Consider the following 25141-nt stretch of genomic DNA (forward strand, 5'->3'; position numbering starts at 1 on the left):
TTCATGGTCAGAAGTCTTCCATGAGTATTGCGGCGGCCATCTCGACTCCGGCAGGTTCGAGAGTGGTGAATAGTGCGGGGATCAGGTGGCGAGCGAGGTCCTGGTGGTACAACCTGGCAACAGGCGGGTCATCGGCTAGGAGCAGCCATCCGCGGGTCATCAACGGCATCAGCGGATGCACCAAACGCTGTCGGATGTCACCGAGGATTTCAAACTGTTCCGATGGGAAGGTCCGGCTGGTCAGCAGGGCGAGGTCGAAGGATATGAGGAAGCTTCTACGTGCCGCGTAATACTGACCCAACCGGAGTCGTCGCTGTAGTCGTTGCTCGGCCGCGCCATAGGCGCTGATTGTGTCGGAAACGATGAAGTTGGTCGCATGCATTGGACCTGATGTGGAGCCGCCCCTGACGCGCCTTTCGAATCTCAGCGCCGAGGCTGCTTTTTCCAGGTCGCCATCTTGCGCTGCGAGGATGGCCTCCACCATCGCGGTACGGTCCGAGCCATAGCGGTATTGACCCTCGGTTCTGTATTCGAGCGCATCGACGCGTCCGTGGCGGGCGACAACGGTAATGGTGGTACCGGGCGCCAGTACGAGCACGGTACCCGTGCCATCGGTGAATTGGACGATGGCGCTGCCGGGGGTGCGATGCCACTCTGCTGCGGGAACTAGCTCCATCCAGCTGGAGTTCTCGTCGCGGCCCCGGTCGGCGAGTTCCCACCCGAGTGCACTGATTGAGTCGATTCCGGTGCCGCACATACTGACGATGACTGATTCCGTTTCGTTGTGGCGCGGATCGGGATCCAGAATTTCCCCGCCGGTGCGGAAGTCGTCGTGCATTTGGGCGCTGCGTGCCTCGATGGTGCGTCCCTGGGCGGCATCGAAGTTTTTGTAACCACGTAGTGATCGCCGCATTCTGAAAGCCGCCAGCATGTTCCGCCACAGATTGCGGTGGCTGGTCACGTCGCCGGAGTGGTTGGCGGAAAGATGAGGGCTTGATCCGCCGTGGTCGGCGTCGACGGTAGCGAAGAACTGGGGTAGGGCCGTTTCGGCGCGGATTTGAGGCCGCTGGTCGAGGGTGATCCGGATCGTGGCGGAATGGTCGACCACGGCGTCGATTAGAGGCTGTTTGAGCCCGCGGGAGGTCAAGACCGGCACGTTTGGCGTGGTTGTGTCGCATAGGGCGGGATAGGTTGTGGCGTCGATGTATTCGATGATGTCGCGGGGTGGCTGGGCGACGAGGTTCAGCAGGCAGTGGGTGAAGATTCCGTAGCCGGGTTGGTCAGTGGTTGGTTTGACCTCGTATGCTTCTTTGCCGGGGCTGGTCGCGAAGTATGTATCGATGTCGGCGTCGTCGGCTCGTGTGTCCTGGTTCAGCGGGAACACGCCGAGCCCGGTCAGATTGAATGGTCGGCGGGCGCTAGTGCGGCACGCGTCGGAGATGAGCACGACATGCTTGATGCCGGCACTGCGAGCGTATTCGGCGGTGAGCAGCATGTTGATCGCTTCGGCGGGGTCGCTCGCGGCATCTGAGAGCAGCCAGGTTTCGGTGCCTGCGGTAAGTACGACGCCGTGGCCAGCGAAGTAGATGAGCAGTTGGTTGTACTGCTGAGTGTTTACCAGATCGCGAATGGATTCGAAGATCGCACGTCGGGTGACCGGAGTTCGGTCGCTGTCGGTGTGTAGCGCGGTGTCGCAGCCTTGAGCTTGGGCCCATGCGGCGACGGCGCTCGCTCCTGATGCTGCTGCTTTCAATATGGGCAGCGTCTGCACGCGGTCTACGCCGATACACACTGCTGCCCGCCGGTATCCGTTCAAGACCGTTGCCACCAATTGAGTTTGCTGCATTGTCCGCCGAGTGCGCAGCGCTTCGGGCAGGAGCGTGAGCCCGGCTCTGAGTTTCGAGTGGGCTAATTTGCCGTCGCGTAACTTGGTCAGCGATCTCCCGCCCGAAGGGGGACCGCCTTGGGCAGAGCGACCCCCCGACGACGGCAAGAAGTACCCGTCATGGGAACCCGGCATGCGGTTGCGCGTCCCCGAGTCGAACAGTAACCAGAAATGTGCCAGATGCACACCCCTGCTGAGGTGTGTGGCACTGACGGTCGGTCATCATGCGCATAAGGTCACCGGCCATCCCGGTCGGCGGCATCGGACCCCGATCGGTTCGGAAAACGGGCAGGCGCGCTGCCGCTGCTGACTACCGCAGCACCCGTTGCGGCGCAACATCTCTGGCGATCGGCGGCGGTGCGCGACTAGCTTGATTGGAAGGCGATCCCGGTGAAGTACAGTTCTGTGGCTCGGCAGGTGCCGGCACCGGCCCTGGAGTGAGAGATCGTCGTCGCATGGCGAGGACACCGATGCGTCGGCGGAGATGTTCACCGCAGTACGGGTCGTCAGTGGCGGCCTTATAGGAGCTCTTCTCGTCGCGGCGTAGTGAGGCCACTGTCGGGCGGGTGAGCAGCTGGCGCCGAAGGCCGCGTTACGAGCCCGATGAGCTTAGGGAGGCTGGGGCGGTTACCCTGTCCCGCAACGAGTTTCAGGCGTGATCGAGTTCGGGCTCCGGCTGGGGAGCGAAATGGGTGCGCACGGCGTCGCGGAACCAGCGTTCGCGTGATCGCAGGGCGCGCCTGCTCACCTCGGCGGTGGGGACGATGCGGTCGAATCCGTGCCAGCAGCCCGGATGGATCTCGAATTCCACGGGCACGCCCGCGGCACGCAATCCCTCCACATAGTCGACGGTCTCGTCGCGGAAGGGTTCCAGCTCGCCGACGTAGGTGAATGTCGGTGGCAGACCGCGCAGGTCGGTTGCGCGCGCGGGGGCGGCATAGATGGGCACGTCGTCGTCGGTCCGGCCTCGGCCCAGGTACAACTGCCAGGCCGCGCGCAGCGAGGCGCTGTTCGCCAGCGGTGCGTCGTTGTCGGTGGCCGATTCGGTGTTCATTCGATCGTCGAGCATGGGATAGATCGGCATCTGGAATGCGATATTGACCTCGCCGCGGTCGCGCGCGAGCAGCGTCAGCGCGGCGGTCAGTCCGCCGCCCGCGCTCTCACCGGCCACCGCGAGTTGATCGTCACGGATACCGAGTCGAATTGCGTTGTCGCGCAACCACAATAGTGCGATGTATGCGTCGTCCAGCGCTGCCGGATAGGGGAGTTCAGTGCTGAGGCGATAGTCGGGCGCGACAATCACGCATCCGGCGGTGCCGATCAGTCGGCGAAAGCAGCGTGCGTCCTGCTCGGGACGTCCGAGCGCGTATCCGCCGCCGTGCAGCCACAGCAGCCCGGTCGCCGCGGTCACCGGCGCGGTGGGGCTGTAGACCAGAACCCGCAGCCGGGAGCCCTCCGGCCTGTCGATCCAGACTTCCTCGACCCGCAAGCCGCGTGGTGTCCTGCGATAGGCGAGATCCATGATGTGGCCGAGAGCAAGGCTGCCCCGTCGTAGACGGCTCGGACTGGAGCGTGGTAGGAGCCGTCGTAGCCACACGCCCGCAGGGCGCAGTTGGGGGTCGATCATATTGTCCCGGATCTTCATTATGTGCCTTTCCCCAGGTCGCGGCGACGTTATCACAACGGGTATGCCTGTGGACATGTGTACAGCTGCTGAGGTGAAATGCCGTCTGTAATAGTATCCATACAACTGTCCTAATCTTTGTTCGAGTGAGGACGCCCACGGCTTACGTGATCACCCAACTGCCAGGTTTCGAAGTCGCCTTCAGTGATTTTCGAAGTCCTGTTCAGTGGGCCGTGATCAGCCGCGGGGTGGACAAAGTGATCACCCGGCCGTCCATGACCGCAACTCCCGGTGTTCTCCTACACCGGCACCCGCGCATTCGATCTGCGCTCACGCGGACGGGTCGGCCCACGTGTAGCCCTTGAGTATCGCGGTGAATGTGCTTGGTGCGCACGCGGTCTCGACAGTTTTGCGCAGTTCGGCGGCGAAGGCGGGGTACGGCTGACGTATTTGAAGATCTGCGGAAGTAGCGGGGAGTCGAGCTGAGCGGGTCGGGGCGCGCAATCCTCGAAAAGGGGGCGGGATGCGGTGACCGATGGGTTCGATCAGTCCAGGGCGATGCCGAGTTCGGTGGCGAAGGTTTTGATCATGTGCTGGACGCCGATTTCGTTGCGGCCGATGATCATGTGGTCGTGCTGGCCCTGGCGGACACCTTCCCCGCATTGGGGCAGCATGGCGAAGTCTTCGTCGCGGACCGCTGCGTGGACCTGGTCGTAGATGGTGTCGTAGACGGCGCGTTGGTCGTCGGTGGTGGCGGGGATCTTGGACATCCAGCTGTGTCGGACGGTGCACCTGGTGGGGGCGCCTGCGGGCAGCATGTCGAGTACCTCCACGCCGACCGGGCTGTTGGCCAAGATCAGGTTGGGATAGATCCAGTAGATGACGCCCATGTTCATCAGTGGATTCCAGTCACCGGCGGGGTCGGTGTCGAGGTTGGTGATCCAGTTGAAGGGAAATCCCATCCGGTGGTGTCGGCCGAATCCGTCGTGCGTAGAGGTGTTGGCGACGGTGTTCTGTCCGATCAGGCTCTGTCCGTGGACGAACGGAAAGTGATAGCTCTCGGCGAAGGCTTCCAGCGCGCCTTTCCAGCTGACCTCGGAGACGAATTCGCGGTCGTCGTGATAGCCGTAGGAGGCGTAGTCCAATTGTGCTAGTTCCGGGCCCATCGCTCCGAGGTGGTCATCGATGTCGATCGCGCCGTCGGCCGACAGCACCGCCCATATGAAGCCGTGGCGTTCCTGGCTGGGCAGTTCGACCAGGCCGTAGTCGGCGCGGTCGATCCCGGTGAAACCTTCCTTGCCCGGCATACCGGCCAGCTCGCCGGTGTTGCGGTAGGTCCAGGCGTGATAGGGGCAGGTGAAGCGGGTGGCGTTGCCGGACCCGCACGCTGGTTGCGCGCCGCGGTGGCGGCAGTAGTTCAGCAGGACGTGTGCGGTTCCGGCGCGGTCGCGAGTGATCAGCAGCGAATCGTTCAGTACCTGGCGCACGACGTAGTCGTTGGGTTCGGGGATCCGGGCGCTGGGCAAGATCGCTAGCGGGGTGCGGCGCAGGATCTGTGATTCCTCGACCTCGGTGATCTTCGGATCCCGGTAATAGTGCAACGGCACGCGCAGGGGAGATTCGGCCATATCGGTGGTGCGGTCCAGGACCAGGCGCAACGCGCGTCGGGTCAGATCATCGGTCAGTCCGGCGGTGCATGGGACGGTGTGAACGGTCATCGAAGGTCCTATCTTCGGCATGAACCCTGAACATACACCTTGGTAGATGTGTATGGTCAAGATCCGGGATGACGATTAACGATCGGCGACCGGTGGATCGTCCAATCCTTCGTCCTCGACCCCGGCCGCCCGCCATGCCGCAGGGGCTGGGTGGCCATCGACACTGCCGAACGCGCCAAAGGCGCAGCGGCGCAACACCCTCGGGTCAAGTTCGTGCGGGCCGGCGCGATGATCTCCCTCGCCGGCGGCGGCGTGTGATGCGAGTGGGCGGACGTCTCGTTGTCGGCAATTTCGCCAGAAGTCGGACGTTGTGATGGAACATAGTCGGTGATACTGTCCAGACACATGTCCAGTTCTTTGTCCCGTCGGGCCGATCACTCGACCTCCGGCCGGACGTACGTACTACCGAATTCGAGGTGCACGTGATGACTTCAGCCTCTGTGGAGCCGTTCACGTTCGATCCGTACGACTACCGGTTCCATGACGACCCCTACCCGACCTATGAGCGACTGCGGACGCAGTCGCCGCTCTATCACAACCCGGAGCTGGACTTCTGGGCGCTCTCACGGCACGCGGACGTCATCGCGGCCTTCCGGGACAGCATGCGCCTGTCGAGCGCGAACGGCGTCTCCCTAGACCCCGCGGCCTGGGGACCGCACGCACATCGCGTGATGTCGTTCCTGGCGATGGACGATCCTCGGCACATGCGGATGCGGCGGCTGGTGTTCAAAGGCTTCACCCCGCGCCGGGTCACCGAGATGGAAGACCGCATCCAGGAGCTCGCGCGCGAGCACCTCGAACCGGCGCTCGCTCGTGGATCATTCGACTGGATAGAGGATTTCGCGGGCAAACTGCCCATGGACGTGATCTCGGAACTGATGGGCGTGCCCGTTCCGGACCGCGCCGAGATCCGGCGCCTCGCCGATCTGGTCGTCCACCGCGAGGACGGGGTGCTCGACGTACCGATGGGTGCGATCGAGGCGTCGATGAGGCTGCTCACCTACTACAGCGAGCTGGTCGCCGCGCGGCGAGTCGAGCGCACCGAGGACCTCACCTCCGCGCTGTTGGACGCCGAGATCGACGGTGACCGGCTCACCGAAGAGGAGATCATCGGATTCATGTTCCTGATGGTGGTCGCGGGAAACGAGACCACCACCAAACTGCTTGGTAATGCGCTGTATTGGGCCGCGCGCACGCCCGGCGAGTTCGCCAAAGTCGTCGCCGACCCGGACCTGGTTCCCGACTGGGTCGAGGAGACCCTGCGGTTCGACACCTCAAGTCAGATCGTCGCCCGCAGTGCTGCGACCGATATCGAAATGTACGGCCGTACGATTCCGGCGGGATCGAAGGTGCTGCTGCTCATCGGCTCCGCCAATCGGGATTCCGAGGCGTTCCCCGACGGCGACACCTTCCGCATCGATCGACCGGAGAAGGGCGCGCTCGCCAGTTTCGGTGCGGGAGTGCACTTTTGCCTCGGCGCGCACCTGGCCCGACTGGAAGCGATTGTCGCCCTGCGTGAATTCGTTTCGCGCGTAGGCAATTTCACCCTCGACGAATCCGGAATCGTGCGCGTGCACTCGACAAATGTGCGCGGCTTCGCCGCACTGCCCATCACCACGGAGACAATCTGATGCCACGTTTCGCCCCACACCCCGCCCGCCGCCCGGTCCTGATCGCCGGGGCGTCCTCCGGCATCGGTGCGGCCACCGCACAAGCCATGGCCGAACTCGGCCATCCGGTCGTGCTGGGCGCGCGACGCCTCGAACAATGCGAGACCCTGGCCGCGAAAATCCGTGACAACGGCGGAGAGGCGCTGGCGCATCCGCTCGATGTCACCGACACCGCCTCCGTCGATGCCTTCGTCAGCGCCGCCGAAGCCACGTTCGGACCCGCCGAGATCCTGGTGTCCGGCGCCGGCAATATGGTGTTCGGTCTCATCCACGAGCTGACCCCCGAGCAGTTCCTGGCCCAGGTCGATGTCCATCTCGTCGGCGTGCAGCGGCTGGCCCACCGTGTGATTCCCGGCATGCTCGAGCGTGAACGCGGTGACTTCGTCATCATCAGCTCCGAGACCGCCCAGGCGCCACGCCCGCGTTCGGGCGCTTATCCCGCGGCGAAGGCGGGCGTGGAAGCGCTGGCGCGCCAGCTGTGGATGGAGTTGGAGGGCACCGGAGTTCGCGCGTCGCTGGTGCGGCCCGGCCCGACTCTGACCGGCATGGGCATGGATAGCACCCCCGAGATCATCGGCCCCGTCCTCGCGGACTGGAGTAGGTGGGGCTTCGCCCGCCATTCCGACATGCTGCGCGCGGACAATCTGGCCGCAGCCATCGTCGCCGTCGTCTCGGCTCCGCGCGGTGCGCACATTCAGCTGACCGAGGTCCAACCCGAAGCGCGGGTCCGGTCCGCGGCGGAGCGGAGTCTGTCATGAGGATCGAAGCCGACCTGGACCTGTGCCAGGGCCATGCCGTGTGTGCGGCCGAAGCCCCCGGGATATTCACCGTTCCGAATCGCGGCAAGGTCGAAATCCTCAATCCAGAGCCCGGATCCGATGCGCGACCGGAAGTCGAGAGCGCCGTGCGCTACTGCCCCACCCAGGCGCTGTCGATCATCGACCGCGACAACCACTGAGAATCCGTTTTTCGCGAAAGGACAACGACCATGGCTGATTTCGATCGCGCCGAACTCGACGAGATGGTGCGCCGATGGCTACAGGCGAACAAGGAATGTGAGGCCGCCGGCGACTGGCTGCCGCTGGCCGAGTTCTACACCGAGGATGCCACCTACGGCTGGAACTACGGGCCCACACAGGAATTCATGGCGGTCGGACGTGACGAGATCCGCGATATCGCCCTCGGTTTGGAGATGGAGGGGCTCGAGGGCTGGACCTACCCGTATCAGGATGTGGTGGTCGACGAGCGCAGCGGCAATGTCATCGGACTGTGGAAGCAGATCGCCGACGCCACCCGCGCCGATGGCAGCCACTATTCACCGCACGGTATCGGCGGCAGCTGGTTCCGCTACGGCGGAAACTTCCAATGGTCCTGGCAGCGGGACTTTTTCGACTTCGGCAACGTGAGCGCCCTGTTCATGGAGATGATCACCGACAACGCACTCACACCCGGTATGACCAAGCGCATCCAGCGCGCCACCTCCGGTGAACCGCTGCCGGGCTGGTACGCCATCGGCGCGGGGCCGGTGCCGCTGTGGTGAGTTCGGGCGCCGAGCGACGCAGCGCCTTCGCCGCGCTGAGCCGCGACCAACTGGCGATACTGGTGCCCGAACTGTTGTTGAGCGGACACCTGATCGATCGCTCGGGGATGGCGCATACCATCTCCGCCTTCGGTCGTAAGGGCATGACCGCAGTCGCCATCGAGGAGTGGCAGGTGGCCAGTCCTGTCTACACCCGGCGCATGCAGCGGGCACTGGGCTTCACCGGAGACGGTGTGGAGACGATTTTCAAAGGGCTGCAACTGGATATCGGCGCTCCACCGCAGTTCATGGACTTCCGCTATCGGGTCGATGACCACAATCACGGGGCGTTCTGGCTCGATCACTGCGGCGCATTGGTGGACGTCGAACCGATGGGCGAGGACTACATCCGGTCGATGTGTCACGACATCGAGGACCCGACCTTCGACGCGACCGCCCTGGCGACGAACCCGCACGCGCAGGTACGCCCGATACACCGGCCACCGCGGGTGCCGGCGGATCGTCATCCGGTCTGCTCGTGGACGGTGACGATCGACGCCTCCCATGTGCCGCCGCCGGTGCCGCCCAACTTCGACAGGGTCGCGGAATCCTATGCGGCACGGGTAATTCTGGACGCCATCGATCCGGGTGACGCGGGGCAGAGCGACTATGCCGGTCCGCTGCTCAGTGATCTGCGATTCAGCGACTTCTCGCGGTCGGCACTGATCCGTATGGCCGATGAAGTCTGTTTGCAGCAGCATCTGCTGACCCTCGGATTCCTCATTGCCATCGGCGGGCGTACCGATACCTCGGCCGCTGCGGAGATCGGCCGAAAACAGTTCGCCGGTATCGCGGGGCTCACCTCCGAACGACTGCGGAACGCACTCGGACTCGGTGCCGACAATGCCGCGCTCGCGCAAGTGCTTTGCCTGCATCCGGCCTGGAATCCGCTGCGCTACACCGGCGTGCGTATCCAACACGAAGACGTTGGCGTGCGGCTGTGTCTGTCCAAACGAAGCGGTGCGGTCGCGGACAACGTCTGGCCGGCACTGATCGATGCCGACCATCTCGCGCCCCTGGAAGCGATGGCGCGCGGGGTCAACCCCCGTTTCGCGGCACACGTCGTAGACGACACCGATGACGAACTCACGATCGCTTTCCTGTTGGCGGACAAGCCTTTCGCCGAAGCGGGCGAGGTGGCGATTACCCGATTCAGCACCGGCGCCGACTTCCGATTCGCCGACCGCGGAATCCCGCTACCGCTGACTGTGGTCTGACGATACGACCGAAAGATTGAATAGCCATGGCGTGTAACTTCGCTGACCTGTTCGAGCACGCGGTCGACGCGATGCCCGATCGCACCGCGCTGATCCACCGTGATCGCCGCAGCACCTATAACGAGCTCGATGCGCGAGCCAATAAGCTTGCGCACCATCTGATCTCGGTGGGAGTGGGCCCCGGTACCCACGTCGGTTTCCAGATGCACAACAGCATCGAGACGATGGAAACCCTCATCGCCTGTTTCAAGGTGCGGGCCGTTCCGATCAATATCAACTATCGGTATGGCGCGGTCGAACTGTGCTACCTCTACGACAACGCCGATATCGAGGTCCTGCTCTTCCATCGCAGCTACGCCCCCGCCGTCGCCAAGGCGCTGGCCGAGTCGCCGCGGGTCCGGCACACCATTGTCGTGGACGACGACCTCGGCAGTGAACATCTCGAATCCCCTGCCGCACAGTATGAATCGGTGCTGACCGGTCCCGCGACCCGGCCCGTTGCCGAGCGCAGTGCCGACGACCTGTTCATGATGTACACCGGTGGTACCACGGGACTGCCCAAGGGTGTGATGTGGCGGCAGGAGGACATGTGGCGAGTCCTGGGCGGCGGCATCGACTTCTACACCGGTGAGCCGGTGGCCGACGAATATCAGCAATCGCGCGTCGGTGCGCGAACCGACCCGAGCGTCTGGCTGATCCTGCCGCCGCTGATCCACGCGGCCGCCATGATGCCGACCTTCACCGGGCTGTGGAGTGGCAACACCCTCGCCTATGAATCGCGATTCGATCCACCCGCCATCTGGCGGACGGTCCAACGGGAACGACCAGCTGTCATGGTGATCACCGGCGACGCCATGGCCCGCCCCCTGCTCGACTCCTACAGTGACACACCCGTGGACGCGACCTCGCTCGTCGCTATCGCATCCGGTGCCGCCCTGTTGTCCCAGCCGGTGAAAAACCGCCTGCTCGAGCAGTTTTCGGGCGCGGTGGTCTCGGATTCCATCGGCTCCTCCGAAACCGGTTTCGGTGGAATAGGTTTCGCGACCAAGGACGACGATCCGGGGCGTGGGCCGCGTGTCCAGACCGGTCGCGGTGCGATCGTGGTCGATGATTCCGGTCGCCCGGTGGCGGCCGGGGAGGAAGGCTGGCTGGCCAAAACCGGTGCCGTACCGCTGGGCTACTACAAGGATCCAGAGAAGTCTCAGCGCCTGTTCAAAACCGTCGACGGTACCCGGATGGTCGTCACAGACGATCGCGCCCGCGCCGAGGACGACGGCTCGGTCACCCTGCTCGGCCGCGGCAATATGGTCATCAACACCGGCGGCGAGAAGGTGTTCGTCGAGGAGGTCGAGAGCGTCCTGAAAGCCCATCCGTCGGTATTCGACGCGGTGGTGATCGGCATCCCGGATGAACGGTGGGGTCAGCGGGTCGCGGCGGTGCTCGCGATCTCCGCCGCCGAAGCCGATTTCGACGCGCTCACGGACCACGTCCGCGCTCACCTCGCCGGCTACAAGGTCCCGCGCTCCCTCTGGCTCACCGAGTCCGTAACCCGCTCGCCCAGTGGCAAACCCGACTACCGGTGGGCCAAGCGATACGCCGCGGACCGCACGCCCGATCACAGCGTCGGCGTGGCCACCCCGGGATAGTCGAACCCGCTGGCGACAGGGTTCGAAACAGGTTGCTGCACAACACCTCTTGTAATCAACGCAGACAGGCCCCGGCGCGGTGAGCGCCGGGGCCTGATGTCTGTCCATGAGCGATCTGCAATTCGCTCACCGGCCTGCCGGGGCGGAGTCGCACCCTCGGGTCAGCATTGAACGCGATCGGAATCATTGACTGAGGACAACCGTGCGGCATAGGCGGCACCCGCTCCGGCCAGTGCGTTGATGTACTGCCTTTGAAGAAGGTCCGCGACCGCGGGATCGGCATCGGGGCCCAGCGCGGTGAGGACCCGCGCACGGACCTGATCGGCCAGCCGATCTCGCAGCTCGGCGAGGCCGGGTTTGTCAGCGAGCGTGGTGGCCGCATTGCCCATGCGCGACACTGTCAGCGGTGTGGACGGGCTGCCGGTCGGGACATCGGAGGCCGGGGCGTGCAGAGGCTCGACCGAGGGCAAGGACATTGCGCGCCAGACGATCTCGGCGACAAGTTGCTCGCGGGATTCGAAATACGTATAGACCGTCGCTGTCGCGCTGCCGGCTTCTTTGGCTACGGCGCGGAGATTGAGCCCGTCGAAGCCGGTTCGGGCGAGAACACGGATCGCGGAATCCAGGACGCGCTCGATGGTCGCCGCGCTGTCCTCAGAGGGTTGTCGGAGATTCCTACCGGTGCTGGACACTTCGTTGGACACGATTCCAGATTGTATTCTGGACAGGATTACATCGCAATAGATCGGTTGTTCGTGGCAGGCGCGCCAGGCTGAGAATTGTTCCGGACAGTTGTCACCAGTAGGATCTGGACATATGTCTGCCCCGCTGTCGAACAATATGGAAGCTACCCGCCGGCGTTTGACCGGAAAGCAAGCCGAGACCGTCGAGAGGCTTTCCAGGGCCGCGGTTACGGTCTTGACCAGGGAGGGTTACGCGGGCACGACGATCCGGTTGATCGCCGCCGAAGCCGGAATCGGTACGGCCACCGCCTACACCTACTTCTCCTCGAAGGAACATTTGATAGCGGAGGTGTATTGGCGGCGCCTGGCCGCGATGCCTCCCGCGGAACTGCCCGACGCGGATAACGCCACCCGGGCCATCGCGGTGCTTCGGCAGGCGGCCATGCTCGTGGCCGATGAGCCCGCGCTGGCGGCGGCGATCGGCCAGGCGCTGCTCGGCAGCGATCCCGATGTGGCGCACCTGCGGGTGCGCATCGGCGGTGAGCTGCGCACCCGACTGGTGGAGGCGGTGGGTTCGGAGAACGCCGAGAGTCTCGAATACCTCGAATTGCTCTACTACGGTGCGATGCTCCGGGCCGGGATGGGGCACATGTCCTATACCGATGTCGCGGATCGAATGGAGAAGTGCATCCACCTGCTGCTGGCATGACTCGTCCCGGGGGTCGCGCCGATGTGCGACCCTCGGGACGATGTTTTAGTTCTTGTGCGGCACCGCGGTCACCAGGCCGCCGTCGACAATGAATTCCGATCCGGTGGCATATGAGGATTCATCGCTGGCCAAGAACAGTACGAAGGTTGACACCTCGGCGGATTGCGCGGGGCGACCGAGCGGAATCGTCACCAGATCATCGGGGATGCCCGCGGTCATCGGGGTGCGAATGAGCCCGGGATGCAGCGAGTTCACGCGAATATTGTGGGCCGCCAGCTCCAATGCCGCGGATTTGGCGAGGCCGCGTACCGCCCACTTCGACGCGACGTAGCCGTGCGCCCACGGCGCACCGCGAAGTCCTTCGATCGAGGACACATTGATGATCGAGCCGCCCCCGGCGGCGATCATCGCCTCGACTGATGCGCGTATCCCCAGGAATGTCCCGGTGAGATTGACGTCGATGATCCGGCGCCACTTCTCCAGGTCGAACTTCTGGATCGGCCCCCCATTGACGATGCCCGCATTGTTCACCAGCACGGTCAACGACCCGAAATCGGCGATCGCGCGCGCTACCGCTGCCTCCCACTGATCGGGTTCGGTCACGTCGAGGTGCATGTAAACCGCTGCGCTGCCTAATGATTCAGCGAGTTCGCGGCCCTCTTCGTCGAGAATGTCACCGATAACCGCCTTCGCGCCCTCGGCGACCAGCAGTCGCGCGTGCTCCGCGCCCATACCTCGTGCGCCGCCGCTGATGAGGGCGACTTTGCCGTCTACACGTCCCATGCCGGTCACGCTACCGCTGAACTGGAATCAAATCCAGACTAGTGTCTATATTGATGATCGGACGTGTGTCGTGCTGGTTTGCGGCAGTGGTCAGTCCCAACCATGAGGAGTAGATATGCCCATCCGCGTCGCCCATGTCGGCACCGGTAATGTCGGCCGCCTGGCGTTGGCCGGCCTGATCGGCAGCCCGCACTACGAGCTGACCGGTGTATGCGTGTCGACCCCGGCGAAGGTGGGCCGCGACGCCGGTGAACTGGCGGGCCTGGATACCGTGACCGGTGTCGCCGCCGTCGGTGACCTCGACGCGCTGCTCGAAACCCGCCCCGCCTGCGTCGTGTACTGCGCCATGGGTGACACCCGCCTCGTCGAAGCTATGGCCGATTGCCGCCGCATACTCGCCGCCGGCGTGGATATCGTGGGCTCGGCACCGGGAATGTTGCAGTATCCCTGGCTATCCGTGCCACCCAAGTACATCGCCCAGGTGGAAGACGCTGCCCGCCAGGGCAATTCGAGCCTGTTCATCACCGGCGTCGACCCCGGTTTCGCCAATGATCTACTGCCACTGGCACTCACCGGTACCTGCCAGACCGTCGAGCAGGTGCGCTGTATGGAGATCGCCGACTACGCCACCTACGACGGCATGACCGTCATGTTCGACGTGATGGGATTCGGCCTGCCCCTGCACGAAGTTCCGATGCTGCTGCGCCCGGGCATTCTGAGCCTGGCCTGGGGACCCGCGGTCCGCCAGTTGGCCGCCGGACTCGGCATCACCGTGGAGGCGATCACCGAAAGCTATGAACGCGTCCCCGCACCTACCGCCTTCGATATCGCCGCGGGCCACATCCCGGCCGGCGGTGCCGCCGCGCTGCGCTTCGAAGTGCGCGGCATGATCGCCGGCCGCCCGGTGATCGTGATCGAACACGTCACCCGCCTGCGCGAGGACCTCTGCCCGGACTGGCCCCGCCCCGCTCAGCCCGGTGGTTCCTACCGCGTCGAGATCACCGGCGAACCCTCGTACCACGTCGACATCTGCCCGACCAGCCACAAAGGCGACCACAACCACGCCGCGATCGTGGCCGCCGCCGGCCGCATCGTGAACGCGATTCCCGCAGTCACGGTCGCGCCCCCCGGCATCCGAACAACCCTCGACCTGCCTTTGGTCACCCGCCCCGGCGTCTTCACCGACGTCGCGACCACGGTCTGATTCGACTCGATTTCAGCAGAGCGCGGATCATTTCCCCTGGAATGGGGAACCGATGGTGGTGAAGTATTGGATCGCGGCGAGGATGGCAACTGGTGCGGCAACCAGAAGTTGTCCGCCAATGGTGCCCAGAGCCCCGACCGCGAGTATTCCACCCAAACAGCCGATGGCGGAGGCGGGCAGCAACGGACCGAATAGACCGACGATGGTGGCCGCGGCGACCGTAGCCCCGGCAATTCCGCCGAGCACGCATCCCACAGCTCCGCCGCCGATTCCACCGACGAGGATGCCGATGCTGGCGCCCATGCCGATGGTCGAGGCCAGCCGATTCCATGCTGCCACTTCGCGGTCGTATGGGGTTTTGAAAGGGGCCTGATCTTCGAACGGCAGAGCCACCGGTGCGTACCGGGCGTTCTGGAGATCGAATCGGGGGCTGAGTGTGGCTGTGCGGTCGGCGATCTCGGCTGTGATGGGGAACAGGAAATCATCGACTCGAAATGACAGCTCGGTTCCAGCGAGCACGGTCCCGTCAGCGGCGTTGATAGTGAAGACACCGTCGTGCGCGGTCATGGTTCCGGCATCGGTGTTGATGATGGTGGATGTGCTGGTCGTCGTAGTGCGGTAGTTCACGGGCCCGACGCCTGCACCGTCGTCGGCCGACGCCGCGTGAGCCGGGAGAACAAGAGCGCCGATGAGCAGCGCCGATAAGGCAGTGATGTTCCTCAATGGATTTCCTCTGTGATCCTGCGATGCATCGAAAATTGTTGCGGCACAATCGTCACCGTCGTGCGAGGCCGGGTGGTCCGCGAATTCGCCGCCCGCCGTGATCGACATGCCGCCCCGCAACCGCTATCTCCGCCACGTTGAGTCGCGTGCGAGTTCGGAGGGCGGGCGTGAGATCGGGACGCCCCGTGCTACGAGGGCCGATTGCAGTCTCCACGCGCCGTTTCCGGATACCGGATCCCAGCCGGTGAGTTGTGCGATTCGCTTGAGCCGGTTGTCGAGGGTGTTGGTGTGGATGTGGAATTGTTGTGCGGTGCGTTGTCTGTCGAGGCCGTTGTCATAATGGGCGCGTAGCAAACTCAGCAGTTCCGGATTGGCGTCCAGGGGATCGAGCATCGCCGCGAGGCGTTGCCGAGCGTGGCTTGGACGGGACAACTGGACTTCGAGCGCCAATTGCCCGGACCGATAGAGACCACCCGGGTAGTCGAGGCGGATCAAAGCGTCGAGCATTTGGTGGACGTGCTCGGCTGTCGTCGGAACCTTGTCGCGAGCGCTGGTTTCGACTGCGGCGACGATTCCGGTATTTGCCGCGCGGGTCAGGGTGACCACCAGCTGATCGAGCTCAGGTCCGTCGAATTGGTTGGCGGGCAACAGTATTGTTCCGCCCCGCGTGCTGAGGATTGCCAAGGTTTTGTGGCCACAGCGAACGGCCAACTCGTCTCGAATGTGGCGCAGCCTGCGTTGGGCGAGGGGATCGAAGTCGGCATGTGGGACCGATTCGCGGACAGCACAGGGTAGATGCACGGCGAGCACCGCGTAGTCGTCGGCGAGGGGGATGCCGCAGTGGCGTGCCGCGACCGAGGTGTGTTCGCCTCGAAGCAACGCCGTGGCCAGATTTCGGACGTGGCGACGGTGCTCGCCACTCGCCCCGCGGATCTCGTGGACATAGGCGGTGGTGATGGTGGTCGTGAAGATGTCGAGCGTGTTGACGATCAGTCCGGCTCCGCCCGCGAGGGTGTCGACTCTGGTGCGCCGAGTGATGTTGCCGCGACGTTTTCGGGCCGCCGCGACCAAGTCGACGCCGCGCAATGTGCCCGCGTGCACGGCGTGCAGGATGGTCTCCAGCGCGACTCCCTCGCGCGCCCAGACCTGTGCGGCGTGCTCGAGTTGCGGAATACGTTGCGGGTAAGGTTCGCCGTCCAGCACACCGAAGAACACCTCGAGGCAGCACCGGGTCACCTCGACGATTTCACGACGGCGAGCCCTATCGGCTGGAATGCGCGAAGCAATGGCGGCGCGGGCGATGTGCACGGCCATCTTTTCCGTCGTCGCGCCGATGTCGTGCAGCGGTGAGGATGTCGAGCATCGATTCTCAACCGGATTGAGAGGGCTGTGGGTTAGGACCGTCACCACGGGCTCCTTCGCGAAGGTGATGTGGACGGCGTCCAGTCGCTTCGGACAATCGGTGGGGATGCTCACGCAACCGGGTGCCGAGCCCGAAACAATGCTTTCTGGACTCATGTCCGAGCATCAGTCGATAATATGTACAGTCGACTGTCTGGGATGTGTTTCGCGGAATGTCGTCGACACCGGGTGCCTCGCGGCGGGGATGGGGCACCCGGAGGCGCGCTGCCCCCGGTGCCATTTCAACGAGGGTGCTGCTACGACGAGCCGCCGCCGGATCCGGTGCCCAGCGCGCCGACCCACGGCAGCACCAACATGCAGGGCACCGGTTGCGTGTGGGCGGGGTCGAGGGCGTTGAGGACGACCCGGGCCGCAACGGGATCCGACACCAGCGCCGCATGGTCGGTCAGATCCTGGGAGCACAGGTCCTGCACGGTGACGTTGACCGCGCCGGGTTCGTTGATGATGCCGCTGGTGTACGGCGTCACGATTTCGTCGTACCGGGTGACGATCTGGGTGTAGGCGACGCCGGGGACGGTGATCCCGCCTTCGTTGAGTTCCCGGATGAATGACGAACTCGCGGAGAATTCGGAGAGGGCGCCCTCCGAGGATCCGGTCGACGACCCGGAACCGGAGGACCCGGAACTCGAAGAGCCGGAGGACCCGGAACCGGAGGAGCCCGAGGACCCGGAATCGGAGGACGCCGAGGTCGCGCCGGTTCCGTGAACCAGCGGGGCGAGTCCGATCATCGTCGAAACCTTGCTCGCGCCACCGTGTTTGATGTACCAGTGCGGCATGGTCGCGCCCTCGGAGTGTCCTACGAGGGCGACCTTGCTCGCGCCCGTCGCCGCAAGCACCCTATCGACGAAGGTCCCCAGCGACTGAGCACTGTCTCGCATGGACGCCAGTCCGCCGATGATGCCCTCGGAGGATCCGCCGTTCTCGTTGCCGTAATTGAGGGCGTAGACGCAGTAGCCGTTGTTGGCCAGCAGCGGACCGTAGGTCTGCCAATTGTTGTTGCGATTGGCCACGACCCCGTGGACCAGGACAACCGGGTCGGGATGCGCGGCCGAGGGGTGACATGACCAAATGTTTGTTCCGGGCGGGGAGACCGAGGCGCCGTTCAGGGTGGAACCCACCGCGTCGAAGATGAAGCTGTAGGGAACCGGATACGGTGGCGACGGTAGGGGATCGGCGGACGCGGCGAGGGTGGTTCCGCATTGCAGTAGCGCGGCCGCCGCGGCGCCCAAAACGAACAAGCCGGATCGCCGAGCGGGGGAGTGCATCTTTCTCATGCGGTGGACTGTCACATGTCCGCAATCACGGCGTAACGGAGATTAACGCGCACCGGGAGACTCACACCTCCCTCACCGAATGTTTGTGTTCGCTCCTATTCTCGGTGTCGAAAACTCGAAAAGTGATACGCGACAGTGACTTTCGCGGTCGGTGACCGACCCATCATGGCGATTCTGTCGCCGTTGCGAATCCGGCAAGCGCCGGGGCGACCCAGGTGGTGAGGTAGTCGCGCAGTTCGAGCCCGCGGCGAGGGGGTCGCCCGGGATCGATGACGAAGGACTGGACGATGCGCAGCATGTGTTCGACGAGTTGGGTCAAGTCGGCTTCGGAGAATCCAGCCGCGGCCCAGTCGACGGAGAAGCGTCGCAGGATCAAGCGGCCGAATTCCAGTGCGGTGTCGGAGGTTACGCCGGCGGAGAAGGCGCTGGCGCGTCCTGGGGCGAGCAATAGGCTGAGGTACTTCTCATCGGGCAAGCGTTCGAGGGTGTAGGCGATCCCTTCCACGACGGCGGTGGCCGGGTCTCGGATCCGGCTCAAGTGCTCGGCGAGCACATCTAGGAAATGTGTAGCCTGAGCAACGGCTGTGGCGGTCAGTAATGCTTCGGCACTGGGGAAATAGCGATACACGGTTTGGCGGGTGACACCGAGGTCGCGGGCGACTTCCGCGATGCTGACATCGACACCGGACCGATCGATTGCCTGGCGTGCCGAGGTGAGAATGCGCTCGACGGCTTCCTGATCATCAGCAGGTGTGGCCCCTGACCAGCCATGTGTTCGCACCGGTTTGGCCACCTCTCCGCTTGTTCATGGGTTCCGGCCGAGACTACCGGCTCACCACTATCGAACAGCATATGTGTCGACAGTCCACCCTTGACCATACATGTAGTCATGAATGTATGGTCTGGCGGTGAACTCCACCCAGCCCCCGCGCCCCAAACAACTCGATTCGCCCGTCCTGCCGAAGATGTTCAAAGTCGTTGGCAGAGCGCAAGTCTGGGTTTACAGGCGCACCGGCGGACGTGTCGGCGGTAAATGGCGAATCGGTGCCGGATTCCGCAAACCGGTCCCGACCCTGCTACTCGACCATTCCGGCCGCAAGTCCGGCATCACCTACACCACGCCACTGCTCTACATCACGGACGGCGCCGACACGATCATCGTCGCGTCCCAAGGCGGGCTGGCGAAACACCCGCAGTGGTACCGCAACCTGTGCGCGAACCCGGACACCCACATCCAGATCCGGCGTGACCGCTTACCGGTGCGTGCCGTCACCGCCGATCCGCAGCAACGGGCCCGCTTATGGCCGATGCTCGTGGACGCCTACGCCGACTTCGACACCTACCAAGCCTGGACCGAGCGGGAGATTCCGGTGATCATCCTGCGGCCACGAGCAGAGTGATGGTGGGTTCAGATCTTGAAGCGTCCGGCGAAGGCTCGCAACGGTAGGTCCGCGCTGGTGATGATTCCCGCGGGTGCGGCGACCACCGATGTGATTGCGTTGAGTGCGGGCAGCCCGGTCACGGTCATGCCGATGGAGGCGAAGTTCCGCGGGTCCGACAGGTCGAATCCTTTGCACGGGATGCAGACATTGCGGCCTTCGCGGTTCCATTCCCAGCCGTGGAACGGGCACACGAGATTCTCGCCCTCGACATGTCCGCCGTAACCGAGGTGAGCGCCCAGATGCTCGCAATAGGCGTCGAAGACCGCGATCCGGCCCGAAGCCGAACGCCAGGCGATCATTTCGCGCCCGAAGTACTTCATCCGGTGGACAGCGTCGACGGTGATCTCGGTACACCACGCCACTTGGAACCAGCCCGTCGGTTCCATGGACAGGGGTGGTTTTGCCATCGAACTCCTCCAAAGGCATTCGGCCACTACACATGCCGACACGGCAGTGCGCTGGGTGGCGGTGCCGCCGATCGCAGCGCGAAATTAGAATAGAACCCTCTATGAAAAGATACAAGAGGGGTCTGTGAAACTCGATCGCGCAGCTCAGAGCGGCTATAGTCGATCCCCGTGACGGAAGCGGCGATCGGTGGGCGACGCGCGAACAGGCGTGGTATCCAGTCGCGGGACAGTATGATTCAGGCGGCCATCACGTCGTTGGCCACCGGCGATCCAGCGGCGGTATCGGGCAATCGCATCGCTCGCGATATCGGTGCCACCTGGGGTGTGGTCAAGTATCAGTTCGGTGGTATCGACGGGTTGTGGGCCGCCGTGCTGCGCTACACCGCCGATAAACGCGGCGACCTGCCCGCCAACCTGCGGCCGGACGGGACATTGCGCGAACGCGTCGCGGCCCTCGTCGACGCCATGGCCGTCGGCCTGCGCACGCCGGAATCCCTTGCCATCGAGACATTGCGCGCCGCGCTGCCTCGGGAGCACGCCGAACTCGAACGCGAATTCCCGCTCACCGCTGCGGAATTGGCGTCGTGGAAACCGAACTGGGACCACGCCTGCCAACGCGCGTTCGCGGATCTGGGGGTCGACCCTGTCAAGGTGCGACAGGTGGCCGCGCTGATCCCCGCGGCGATGCGCGGCATCACCTCCGAGCGCACGCTGGGAACCTACGGCAACCTCGACGATGCCCTCGCCGGGCTCACCGGCAGCATCGTGGCCTATCTTCAAGCCTGAGAAAGGCTTTCCGTGGGTACTGTCCCCACGGGTGGGGTGGGCGCGCGGACCTTATTGCGCCGAGTCCGTATTCGCCAGCGCGCTGAGCGCGCGGTTGAGCAGGGTCAGCGAATCCAGGAACGCCTCGTGTGGAACACGTTCGGGATCGGTATGCGCGAGGGTGGCGATGCCGTGTTCCAACGCGAGCACAAGTAGTGCGATCTGGTGTACGGGCGCGGGCAGCGATATCTCCGACGCGGCGGCGACCTGTTCGATGACCGTGGCGAACCAGTCGGTCGAGGCTCGATCGTAATCACGAAGGCGTGCTGCGACCTCGGGGTGGCGCAACGCGTAGAGCCGGAACTCGATGAGCAGCAGGAACCGTTTGCTGTCGGCGAATCGGTTTCCACCGCGCCCTGACAGCGCGTCGATGTCCTGCTGCGCGTTGTGGGCGGGGTCGGTCAGGCCCGACCTGCTCTCGATCTCGCGTTGCAGCCAATCGTCGAGCAGGGCCAGGAACAACTCGGTCTTGTTCGCGAAATTCGCATACACCGCGCCACGGGAGAACCCCGCCCGATCGGCGATATCATCGAGTGTCGCTTCGGCAAATCCCTTGTCCGCGAACACTTCCTCCGCGGCGCGCAGTAACGCAGCCCGGGTCCGCAGCACACTTTCGGCACGCGTGAGTCTCGGCAACGTCGTTCTCCATCCAGTCTTGACAAGGGCAAGGCCGAGTACACACACTACCCAAATACGCTCATGAATCCGGATACGTGAATGTATGTGGATTGAGTGATCTGCGCCGTGAGCGGCCGGATATCGAAGGGATCCCGAATGCCCCGCTACCCAGTACTGGTCGTTGCTGTCATCGCCACGGCGTTCGCGCTGAACGCGCCGGCGGCGATTGCCGCACCCACCACGACGACACTCAACGACTGGGCGTGCCGCCCCACCACAGACCACCCCCATCCGGTAGTTCTGTTGCACGGCACCATGAACGGCGCCGCGGAATGGAACCAGCTGACGCCGGATCTGACCGCTGCGGGCTACTGCGTCTTCGCCCTCGACTACGGATACAGCGCGCGGCCGATCCTCCAGTCATCCGGGCTCGGCCCGCTGGCCGAATCCGCCGATCAGGTCGAGGCATTCGTCGATAGGGTCCTGGCCGCCACCGGCGCGGCCAAGGTCGACATTGTCGGGCAATCTCAGGGCGGCGCCCTCGCCGAGTACTACGCCAAGAACATGGGGCACGCGGACCGGGTGGGAGCCGAGGTCCTGCTCGCACCCCCAACGCACGGAACGACATTGAGCGGTGTGGTCGATATTCTGCCGCCGGGCAGCCCACAACGTACGGCCGCAGACCCAGCGCTGCGCGCATTGGCCTGCCCCGCCTGCGCCGATATGGAGACCGACTCCGCCTTCGTCAGCGCCCTCAATGAAGGGCCCATCACTCAGCGAGGGGTCCGGTACGCGGTGATCGCGACTCGCGACGACACCACCGTCACACCACCGGGCACCGCGTCGTTTATCAACGAACCCGACGTCACGAATCTATTCGTGCAGGATCTCGACCCCGGCATCCGTGTCGAGCATGCCGGTCTTCCGTCCAACCCGGCCGTCAGGCGCTGGATCCTGCAGCAACTCGATCCGGCGACCGCAGGCTCCGCCGCACGCTGAGGCGCTACTCGAATTCCCCGGCGCGAGAAGGAAAGACACACGGCGATGACTCGGACAACCGATCGACGACAGCACCGCAAACTCCACACGCTGCGACGGTTGGGACTGGTCCTGTTCGCAATGCTGCTGGTCTCGGCCGAAGCGCGCGCGATTGCCGCACCTGCCACGGGCACTGTGGCCCAACTGCACCGAGAGGGACGCTGGCTCGTCGACCAGTTCGGTCGGGTGGTCATCGTGCACGGCGTCAATCTGGTCTGGAAACGCGCGCCGTACGTGCCACCGGACACCGCCGAGGGCTTCACCGCCGCTGACGCCGCGTGGCTGGCCGAATACGGGTTCAACGGGGCGCGAATCGGAACACTGTGGGCGGGAGTCACTCCCACTGCACCCAGCGTAGTCGACCCGAACTATCTCGAGCGCTGGGATCGCATTGTCGGCCAGCTCGCCGCGAACCGGATCTGGACCCAGTTCGATTTTCATCAGGACCAGTGGAACGAGATCTACGGCGGTGAAGGCGCTCCATATTGGGCGGCACAACGCCCCGCGCCATTCGATTCACTACCGCCGGTGACCCCTGAATTCCCTTGGGGCTACTGGACTCCCGAGCAGGCCGTGGTCTGGGACAACTTCTGGGCCAACCGCGACGGCGTGCAGGACGGATGGACCGCGGCTCTGCGTGCGGTTGCCCAGCGGTGGTGGGACCAGCCGTACTCCATGGGCTATGACGTACTCAACGAACCCTGGGCCGGAACCGAATACCCCGATTGCGCTGTCACCGGATGCGCGGAGCACTACCGCACCGAACTGCAACCGGCCATGGAACGCGCTCGGGTCGCGATCAGGCAGGTCGACCCGAGCGGTCTGATCTGGTACGAGCCACAGCAGCTCGCCGGTGGCCGCGACATCCCGACCTTCTACGGACCGGTCGACGACAACCAGATCGGCTACTCCTGGCACAACTACTGCCCCCAGATCTTCCTGCAATCGCGGGGACTTCCCCTCACCGGCGTAGACGGCTGCGCCGACTACAGCAACGAAGCCAACCGGCGTGCCCTCCAGCAGGGCGACCGTATGGGCGCGGTCGCGATGATGAGCGAATTCGGCGCGACCGACAGCGTTCGAGCCCTCGCCATCGACACCGACGCGGCGGATCGAAACTTCACCAGCTGGATGCACTGGGCATACAAAACATGGAACGACCCGACAACCGCCGACACCAACCAGGGACTGTTCCTCTCCGACGGCGACCTCGACTCGGTCAAGACTGAAAAGCTACGCACCCTCGTGCGCACTTATCCCCAAGCCACGGCGGGGATTCCACGATCGCTGTCATTCGACGCGGGGACCGGGGACTTCCGCTATACCTACGACCCCCGACCCGCCGATGCCCCGACAGAGATCTTCGTGAGCCCCCTGCACTACCCCAACGGCGCGGAGATCATTGTGGACGGCGGTCGCGCGACCGCCCCCGGAGACGACCATCGCACACACATCGCACCGGACGGCTCGGGTCTGGTCTCGGTAATGATCCATGACCGACACCCCACCGGCTGAGCAACGACACCCGAAATTCACTCCATCTGAAGGGACACTGTTTCGTGAATTGTCCTGTCGCTCTTATGGTTCGAGCATGAATACGATCACCGGTACCGCCGCAGGCGTCCCCTTCACGGCGTTGCCACCAAGCAGCGGTGACAGCGCCGCGCCTGTGCTGGTGGCTTGGCACATGCTCGATGCGCCGCGTTCGGACGCGGCGTTCGCCGCCGCATTGCCGATGTCCGATGTCGAGGCGTGGCGGATATACCTGGGGATGCCCTTGTGCGGTGCGCGGATGGTCGAGGGCGGCATGGCCGCAGGCATCGAACTCATGCGACGTGACTCGTTGCGGTCCTACACAAACATGATCGTGCGCTCGGCCGCCGACGAGTTCCCGGCAGCGCTGGCGTCGGTGCGCGCGCAGTTGTCCATCGACGATGGGCCGATCGGCATCCTCGGCGGGTCCCTCGGTGGTGCGGTCGCGTTGCTGACCCTCGCGCGGGCGGAGGTTCCCGTGCGCGCCGCCGCGCTGGTCAATCCCGCGATTCGGGCACGGTCGGTGGTCGCCCTCGTCGAGAGGCTCTTCAGAAGTTCCTATCCCTGGGACCGGGAGGCTCACGAAATTGCCGACCACCTCGATTTCGTTGCCAGGGCCGACGAAATCGTTGACCGCACAGCACTATTGGTGGTCAGCGGCGAACTGGACTACCCGCCGTTCCGAATTTACGCCGCCGCCCTGGTCGCTGCCGCGCGAGGCCGCGGAGCCGACGCCGAACTGATCACCGTGGCCGGTCTGGCACACCCACTTGCCGAGGAACCCGGTATCGAGCCGGCCCCGCAACTGCCGATCGCCAAGACGGTGGACGACATCCTCACCACATGGTTCGCCACGCACCTCGCCAAGTAGGCACCCGGTTCGGCGCGGCATTTCTCGGCGATGTTCCAGTCGTAGTTGTCACCGCGCACGGCATACTTCCCGAGGTCGGTCCACATCAACCGGTAGAACTCCACGAGAACGAGACAACTATCGAGTGCGAACCAAGCCAGGGCCTCAGTGCCTGTCCGCCAACTGATCATTTCCGTTGGCGGGCGAGGCGGCGGGACATCAGCATGATCATCGACCAGGTGACCATGGCTTCGTGGTGGTCGGGCAGGCGTTCGTAGTCACGGACGCAGC

At 64.4% G+C, this 25141-nt stretch carries 23 protein-coding genes and 1 pseudogene; 13 read left to right on the plus strand and 11 right to left on the minus strand.

Going from position 1 to position 25141, the window contains the following annotated elements; translation table 11 throughout:
- Positions 1-7: 7 nt before the first annotated feature.
- From GFY24_RS28385 to GFY24_RS28395, 3 genes are all read right to left on the minus strand, one after another.
- Positions 8-1828 carry a caspase family protein gene (locus GFY24_RS28385; protein ID WP_153808179.1) on the minus strand — a complete coding sequence of 607 codons (1821 nt, stop codon included), beginning with the start codon at positions 1826-1828 and terminating at the stop codon, positions 8-10.
- A gap of 706 nt (positions 1829-2534) precedes the next feature.
- Positions 2535-3530 carry an alpha/beta hydrolase gene (locus tag GFY24_RS28390; protein WP_228566727.1) on the minus strand — a complete coding sequence of 332 codons (996 nt, stop codon included), beginning with the start codon at positions 3528-3530 and terminating at the stop codon, positions 2535-2537.
- A gap of 524 nt (positions 3531-4054) precedes the next feature.
- On the minus strand, positions 4055-5227 hold the full coding sequence (locus GFY24_RS28395) for an SRPBCC family protein (protein WP_153808180.1): 1173 nt from the start codon (positions 5225-5227) through the stop codon (positions 4055-4057).
- A 425-nt stretch (positions 5228-5652) separates the two neighbouring features.
- On the opposite strand from GFY24_RS28395, the gene GFY24_RS28400 reads away from it, so the two are divergent.
- The 6 genes from GFY24_RS28400 to GFY24_RS28425 are packed head-to-tail and all read left to right on the plus strand — an operon-like array spanning position 5653 to position 11339.
- On the plus strand, positions 5653-6858 hold the full coding sequence (locus GFY24_RS28400) for a cytochrome P450 (protein ID WP_153808181.1): 1206 nt from the start codon (positions 5653-5655) through the stop codon (positions 6856-6858).
- Complete coding sequence (locus GFY24_RS28405; RefSeq protein ID WP_153808182.1) at positions 6858-7655, plus strand: SDR family oxidoreductase; 798 nt, start codon at positions 6858-6860, stop codon at positions 7653-7655. Before GFY24_RS28400 ends, GFY24_RS28405 begins: the two co-directional genes overlap by 1 nt.
- Positions 7652-7855: a ferredoxin gene (locus tag GFY24_RS28410; protein WP_153808183.1), complete on the plus strand. Its 204-nt coding sequence runs from the start codon at positions 7652-7654 to the stop codon at positions 7853-7855. The genes GFY24_RS28405 and GFY24_RS28410 overlap by 4 nt, the downstream gene beginning before the upstream one ends.
- Positions 7856-7885: 30 nt before the next feature.
- Positions 7886-8437 carry a nuclear transport factor 2 family protein gene (locus GFY24_RS28415; protein ID WP_153808184.1) on the plus strand — a complete coding sequence of 184 codons (552 nt, stop codon included), beginning with the start codon at positions 7886-7888 and terminating at the stop codon, positions 8435-8437.
- Complete coding sequence (locus GFY24_RS28420; RefSeq protein WP_309231448.1) at positions 8434-9693, plus strand: hypothetical protein; 1260 nt, start codon at positions 8434-8436, stop codon at positions 9691-9693. The genes GFY24_RS28415 and GFY24_RS28420 overlap by 4 nt, the downstream gene beginning before the upstream one ends.
- Positions 9694-9719: 26 nt before the next feature.
- Positions 9720-11339 carry an acyl-CoA synthetase gene (locus tag GFY24_RS28425; RefSeq protein WP_153808186.1) on the plus strand — a complete coding sequence of 540 codons (1620 nt, stop codon included), beginning with the start codon at positions 9720-9722 and terminating at the stop codon, positions 11337-11339.
- Positions 11340-11500: 161 nt separating this feature from the next.
- Here the strand turns inward: GFY24_RS28425 and GFY24_RS28430 are convergent, their stop codons facing one another.
- The gene (locus tag GFY24_RS28430) at positions 11501-12043 is read right to left on the minus strand and encodes a TetR family transcriptional regulator (RefSeq protein ID WP_194853048.1); all 543 of its coding nucleotides are present in this window, start codon (positions 12041-12043) and stop codon (positions 11501-11503) included.
- A 112-nt stretch (positions 12044-12155) separates the two neighbouring features.
- On the opposite strand from GFY24_RS28430, the gene GFY24_RS28435 reads away from it, so the two are divergent.
- Positions 12156-12731 (plus strand): TetR/AcrR family transcriptional regulator, encoded by a 576-nt coding sequence (locus GFY24_RS28435; RefSeq protein ID WP_153808188.1) that lies wholly within the window; start codon positions 12156-12158, stop codon positions 12729-12731.
- Between the two features lie 45 nt (positions 12732-12776).
- Here GFY24_RS28435 and GFY24_RS28440 read toward each other — a convergent pair whose 3' ends face one another.
- Positions 12777-13514: a glucose 1-dehydrogenase gene (locus tag GFY24_RS28440; RefSeq protein ID WP_153808189.1), complete on the minus strand. Its 738-nt coding sequence runs from the start codon at positions 13512-13514 to the stop codon at positions 12777-12779.
- A 115-nt stretch (positions 13515-13629) separates the two neighbouring features.
- Between GFY24_RS28440 and GFY24_RS28445 the strand changes: the two genes are divergently transcribed.
- Entirely contained in the window at positions 13630-14718 is a 1089-nt protein-coding gene (locus tag GFY24_RS28445) for a diacylglycerol kinase (protein ID WP_153808190.1), read from the plus strand.
- A gap of 27 nt (positions 14719-14745) precedes the next feature.
- Here GFY24_RS28445 and GFY24_RS28450 read toward each other — a convergent pair whose 3' ends face one another.
- The 4 genes from GFY24_RS28450 to GFY24_RS28465 all read right to left on the minus strand — a co-directional run bounded on the left by GFY24_RS28450 (position 14746) and on the right by GFY24_RS28465 (position 18918).
- Positions 14746-15441: a hypothetical protein gene (locus tag GFY24_RS28450; protein ID WP_153808191.1), complete on the minus strand. Its 696-nt coding sequence runs from the start codon at positions 15439-15441 to the stop codon at positions 14746-14748.
- 123 nt (positions 15442-15564) lie between these two features.
- Positions 15565-16755, minus strand: a complete 1191-nt coding sequence (locus tag GFY24_RS28455; RefSeq protein ID WP_194853049.1) for a CdaR family transcriptional regulator — start codon at positions 16753-16755, stop codon at positions 15565-15567.
- 344 nt (positions 16756-17099) lie between these two features.
- Positions 17100-18137, minus strand: coding sequence for an alpha/beta fold hydrolase (locus tag GFY24_RS28460; RefSeq protein ID WP_153808193.1), 1038 nt, complete (start codon positions 18135-18137; stop codon positions 17100-17102).
- Positions 18138-18300: 163 nt separating this feature from the next.
- A complete protein-coding gene (locus GFY24_RS28465; protein WP_309231445.1) occupies positions 18301-18918 on the minus strand; it encodes a TetR/AcrR family transcriptional regulator in 618 nt (205 codons plus the stop codon).
- Positions 18919-19102: 184 nt separating this feature from the next.
- Here GFY24_RS28465 and GFY24_RS28470 point away from each other — a divergent pair, with 184 nt between their 5' ends.
- Positions 19103-19537 carry a nitroreductase family deazaflavin-dependent oxidoreductase gene (locus GFY24_RS28470; protein ID WP_228566731.1) on the plus strand — a complete coding sequence of 145 codons (435 nt, stop codon included), beginning with the start codon at positions 19103-19105 and terminating at the stop codon, positions 19535-19537.
- 176 nt (positions 19538-19713) lie between these two features.
- On the opposite strand, the pseudogene GFY24_RS28475 reads toward GFY24_RS28470, so the two are convergent.
- A pseudogene (locus GFY24_RS28475) lies at positions 19714-19986 on the minus strand (Rieske 2Fe-2S domain-containing protein); the annotation flags it as partial.
- 168 nt (positions 19987-20154) lie between these two features.
- On the opposite strand from GFY24_RS28475, the gene GFY24_RS28480 reads away from it, so the two are divergent.
- A complete protein-coding gene (locus GFY24_RS28480; RefSeq protein WP_309231446.1) occupies positions 20155-20772 on the plus strand; it encodes a TetR/AcrR family transcriptional regulator in 618 nt (205 codons plus the stop codon).
- A 51-nt stretch (positions 20773-20823) separates the two neighbouring features.
- Here the strand turns inward: GFY24_RS28480 and GFY24_RS28485 are convergent, their stop codons facing one another.
- On the minus strand, positions 20824-21447 hold the full coding sequence (locus GFY24_RS28485) for a TetR family transcriptional regulator (protein WP_194853050.1): 624 nt from the start codon (positions 21445-21447) through the stop codon (positions 20824-20826).
- A gap of 138 nt (positions 21448-21585) precedes the next feature.
- On the opposite strand from GFY24_RS28485, the gene GFY24_RS28490 reads away from it, so the two are divergent.
- The 3 genes from GFY24_RS28490 (at position 21586) to GFY24_RS28500 (ending at position 24871) form a co-directional block, all read left to right on the plus strand.
- Positions 21586-22428, plus strand: coding sequence for a triacylglycerol lipase (locus GFY24_RS28490; RefSeq protein ID WP_153808196.1), 843 nt, complete (start codon positions 21586-21588; stop codon positions 22426-22428).
- Between the two features lie 45 nt (positions 22429-22473).
- Positions 22474-23982, plus strand: coding sequence for a cellulase family glycosylhydrolase (locus GFY24_RS28495; protein ID WP_153808197.1), 1509 nt, complete (start codon positions 22474-22476; stop codon positions 23980-23982).
- A 76-nt stretch (positions 23983-24058) separates the two neighbouring features.
- Positions 24059-24871, plus strand: coding sequence for a prolyl oligopeptidase family serine peptidase (locus GFY24_RS28500; RefSeq protein WP_153808198.1), 813 nt, complete (start codon positions 24059-24061; stop codon positions 24869-24871).
- The last annotated feature ends 270 nt before the right edge of the window (positions 24872-25141 follow it).

Origin of the sequence: Nocardia sp. SYP-A9097 (assembly GCF_009649815.1) — a bacterium.
GTDB lineage: Bacteria > Actinomycetota > Actinomycetes > Mycobacteriales > Mycobacteriaceae > Nocardia.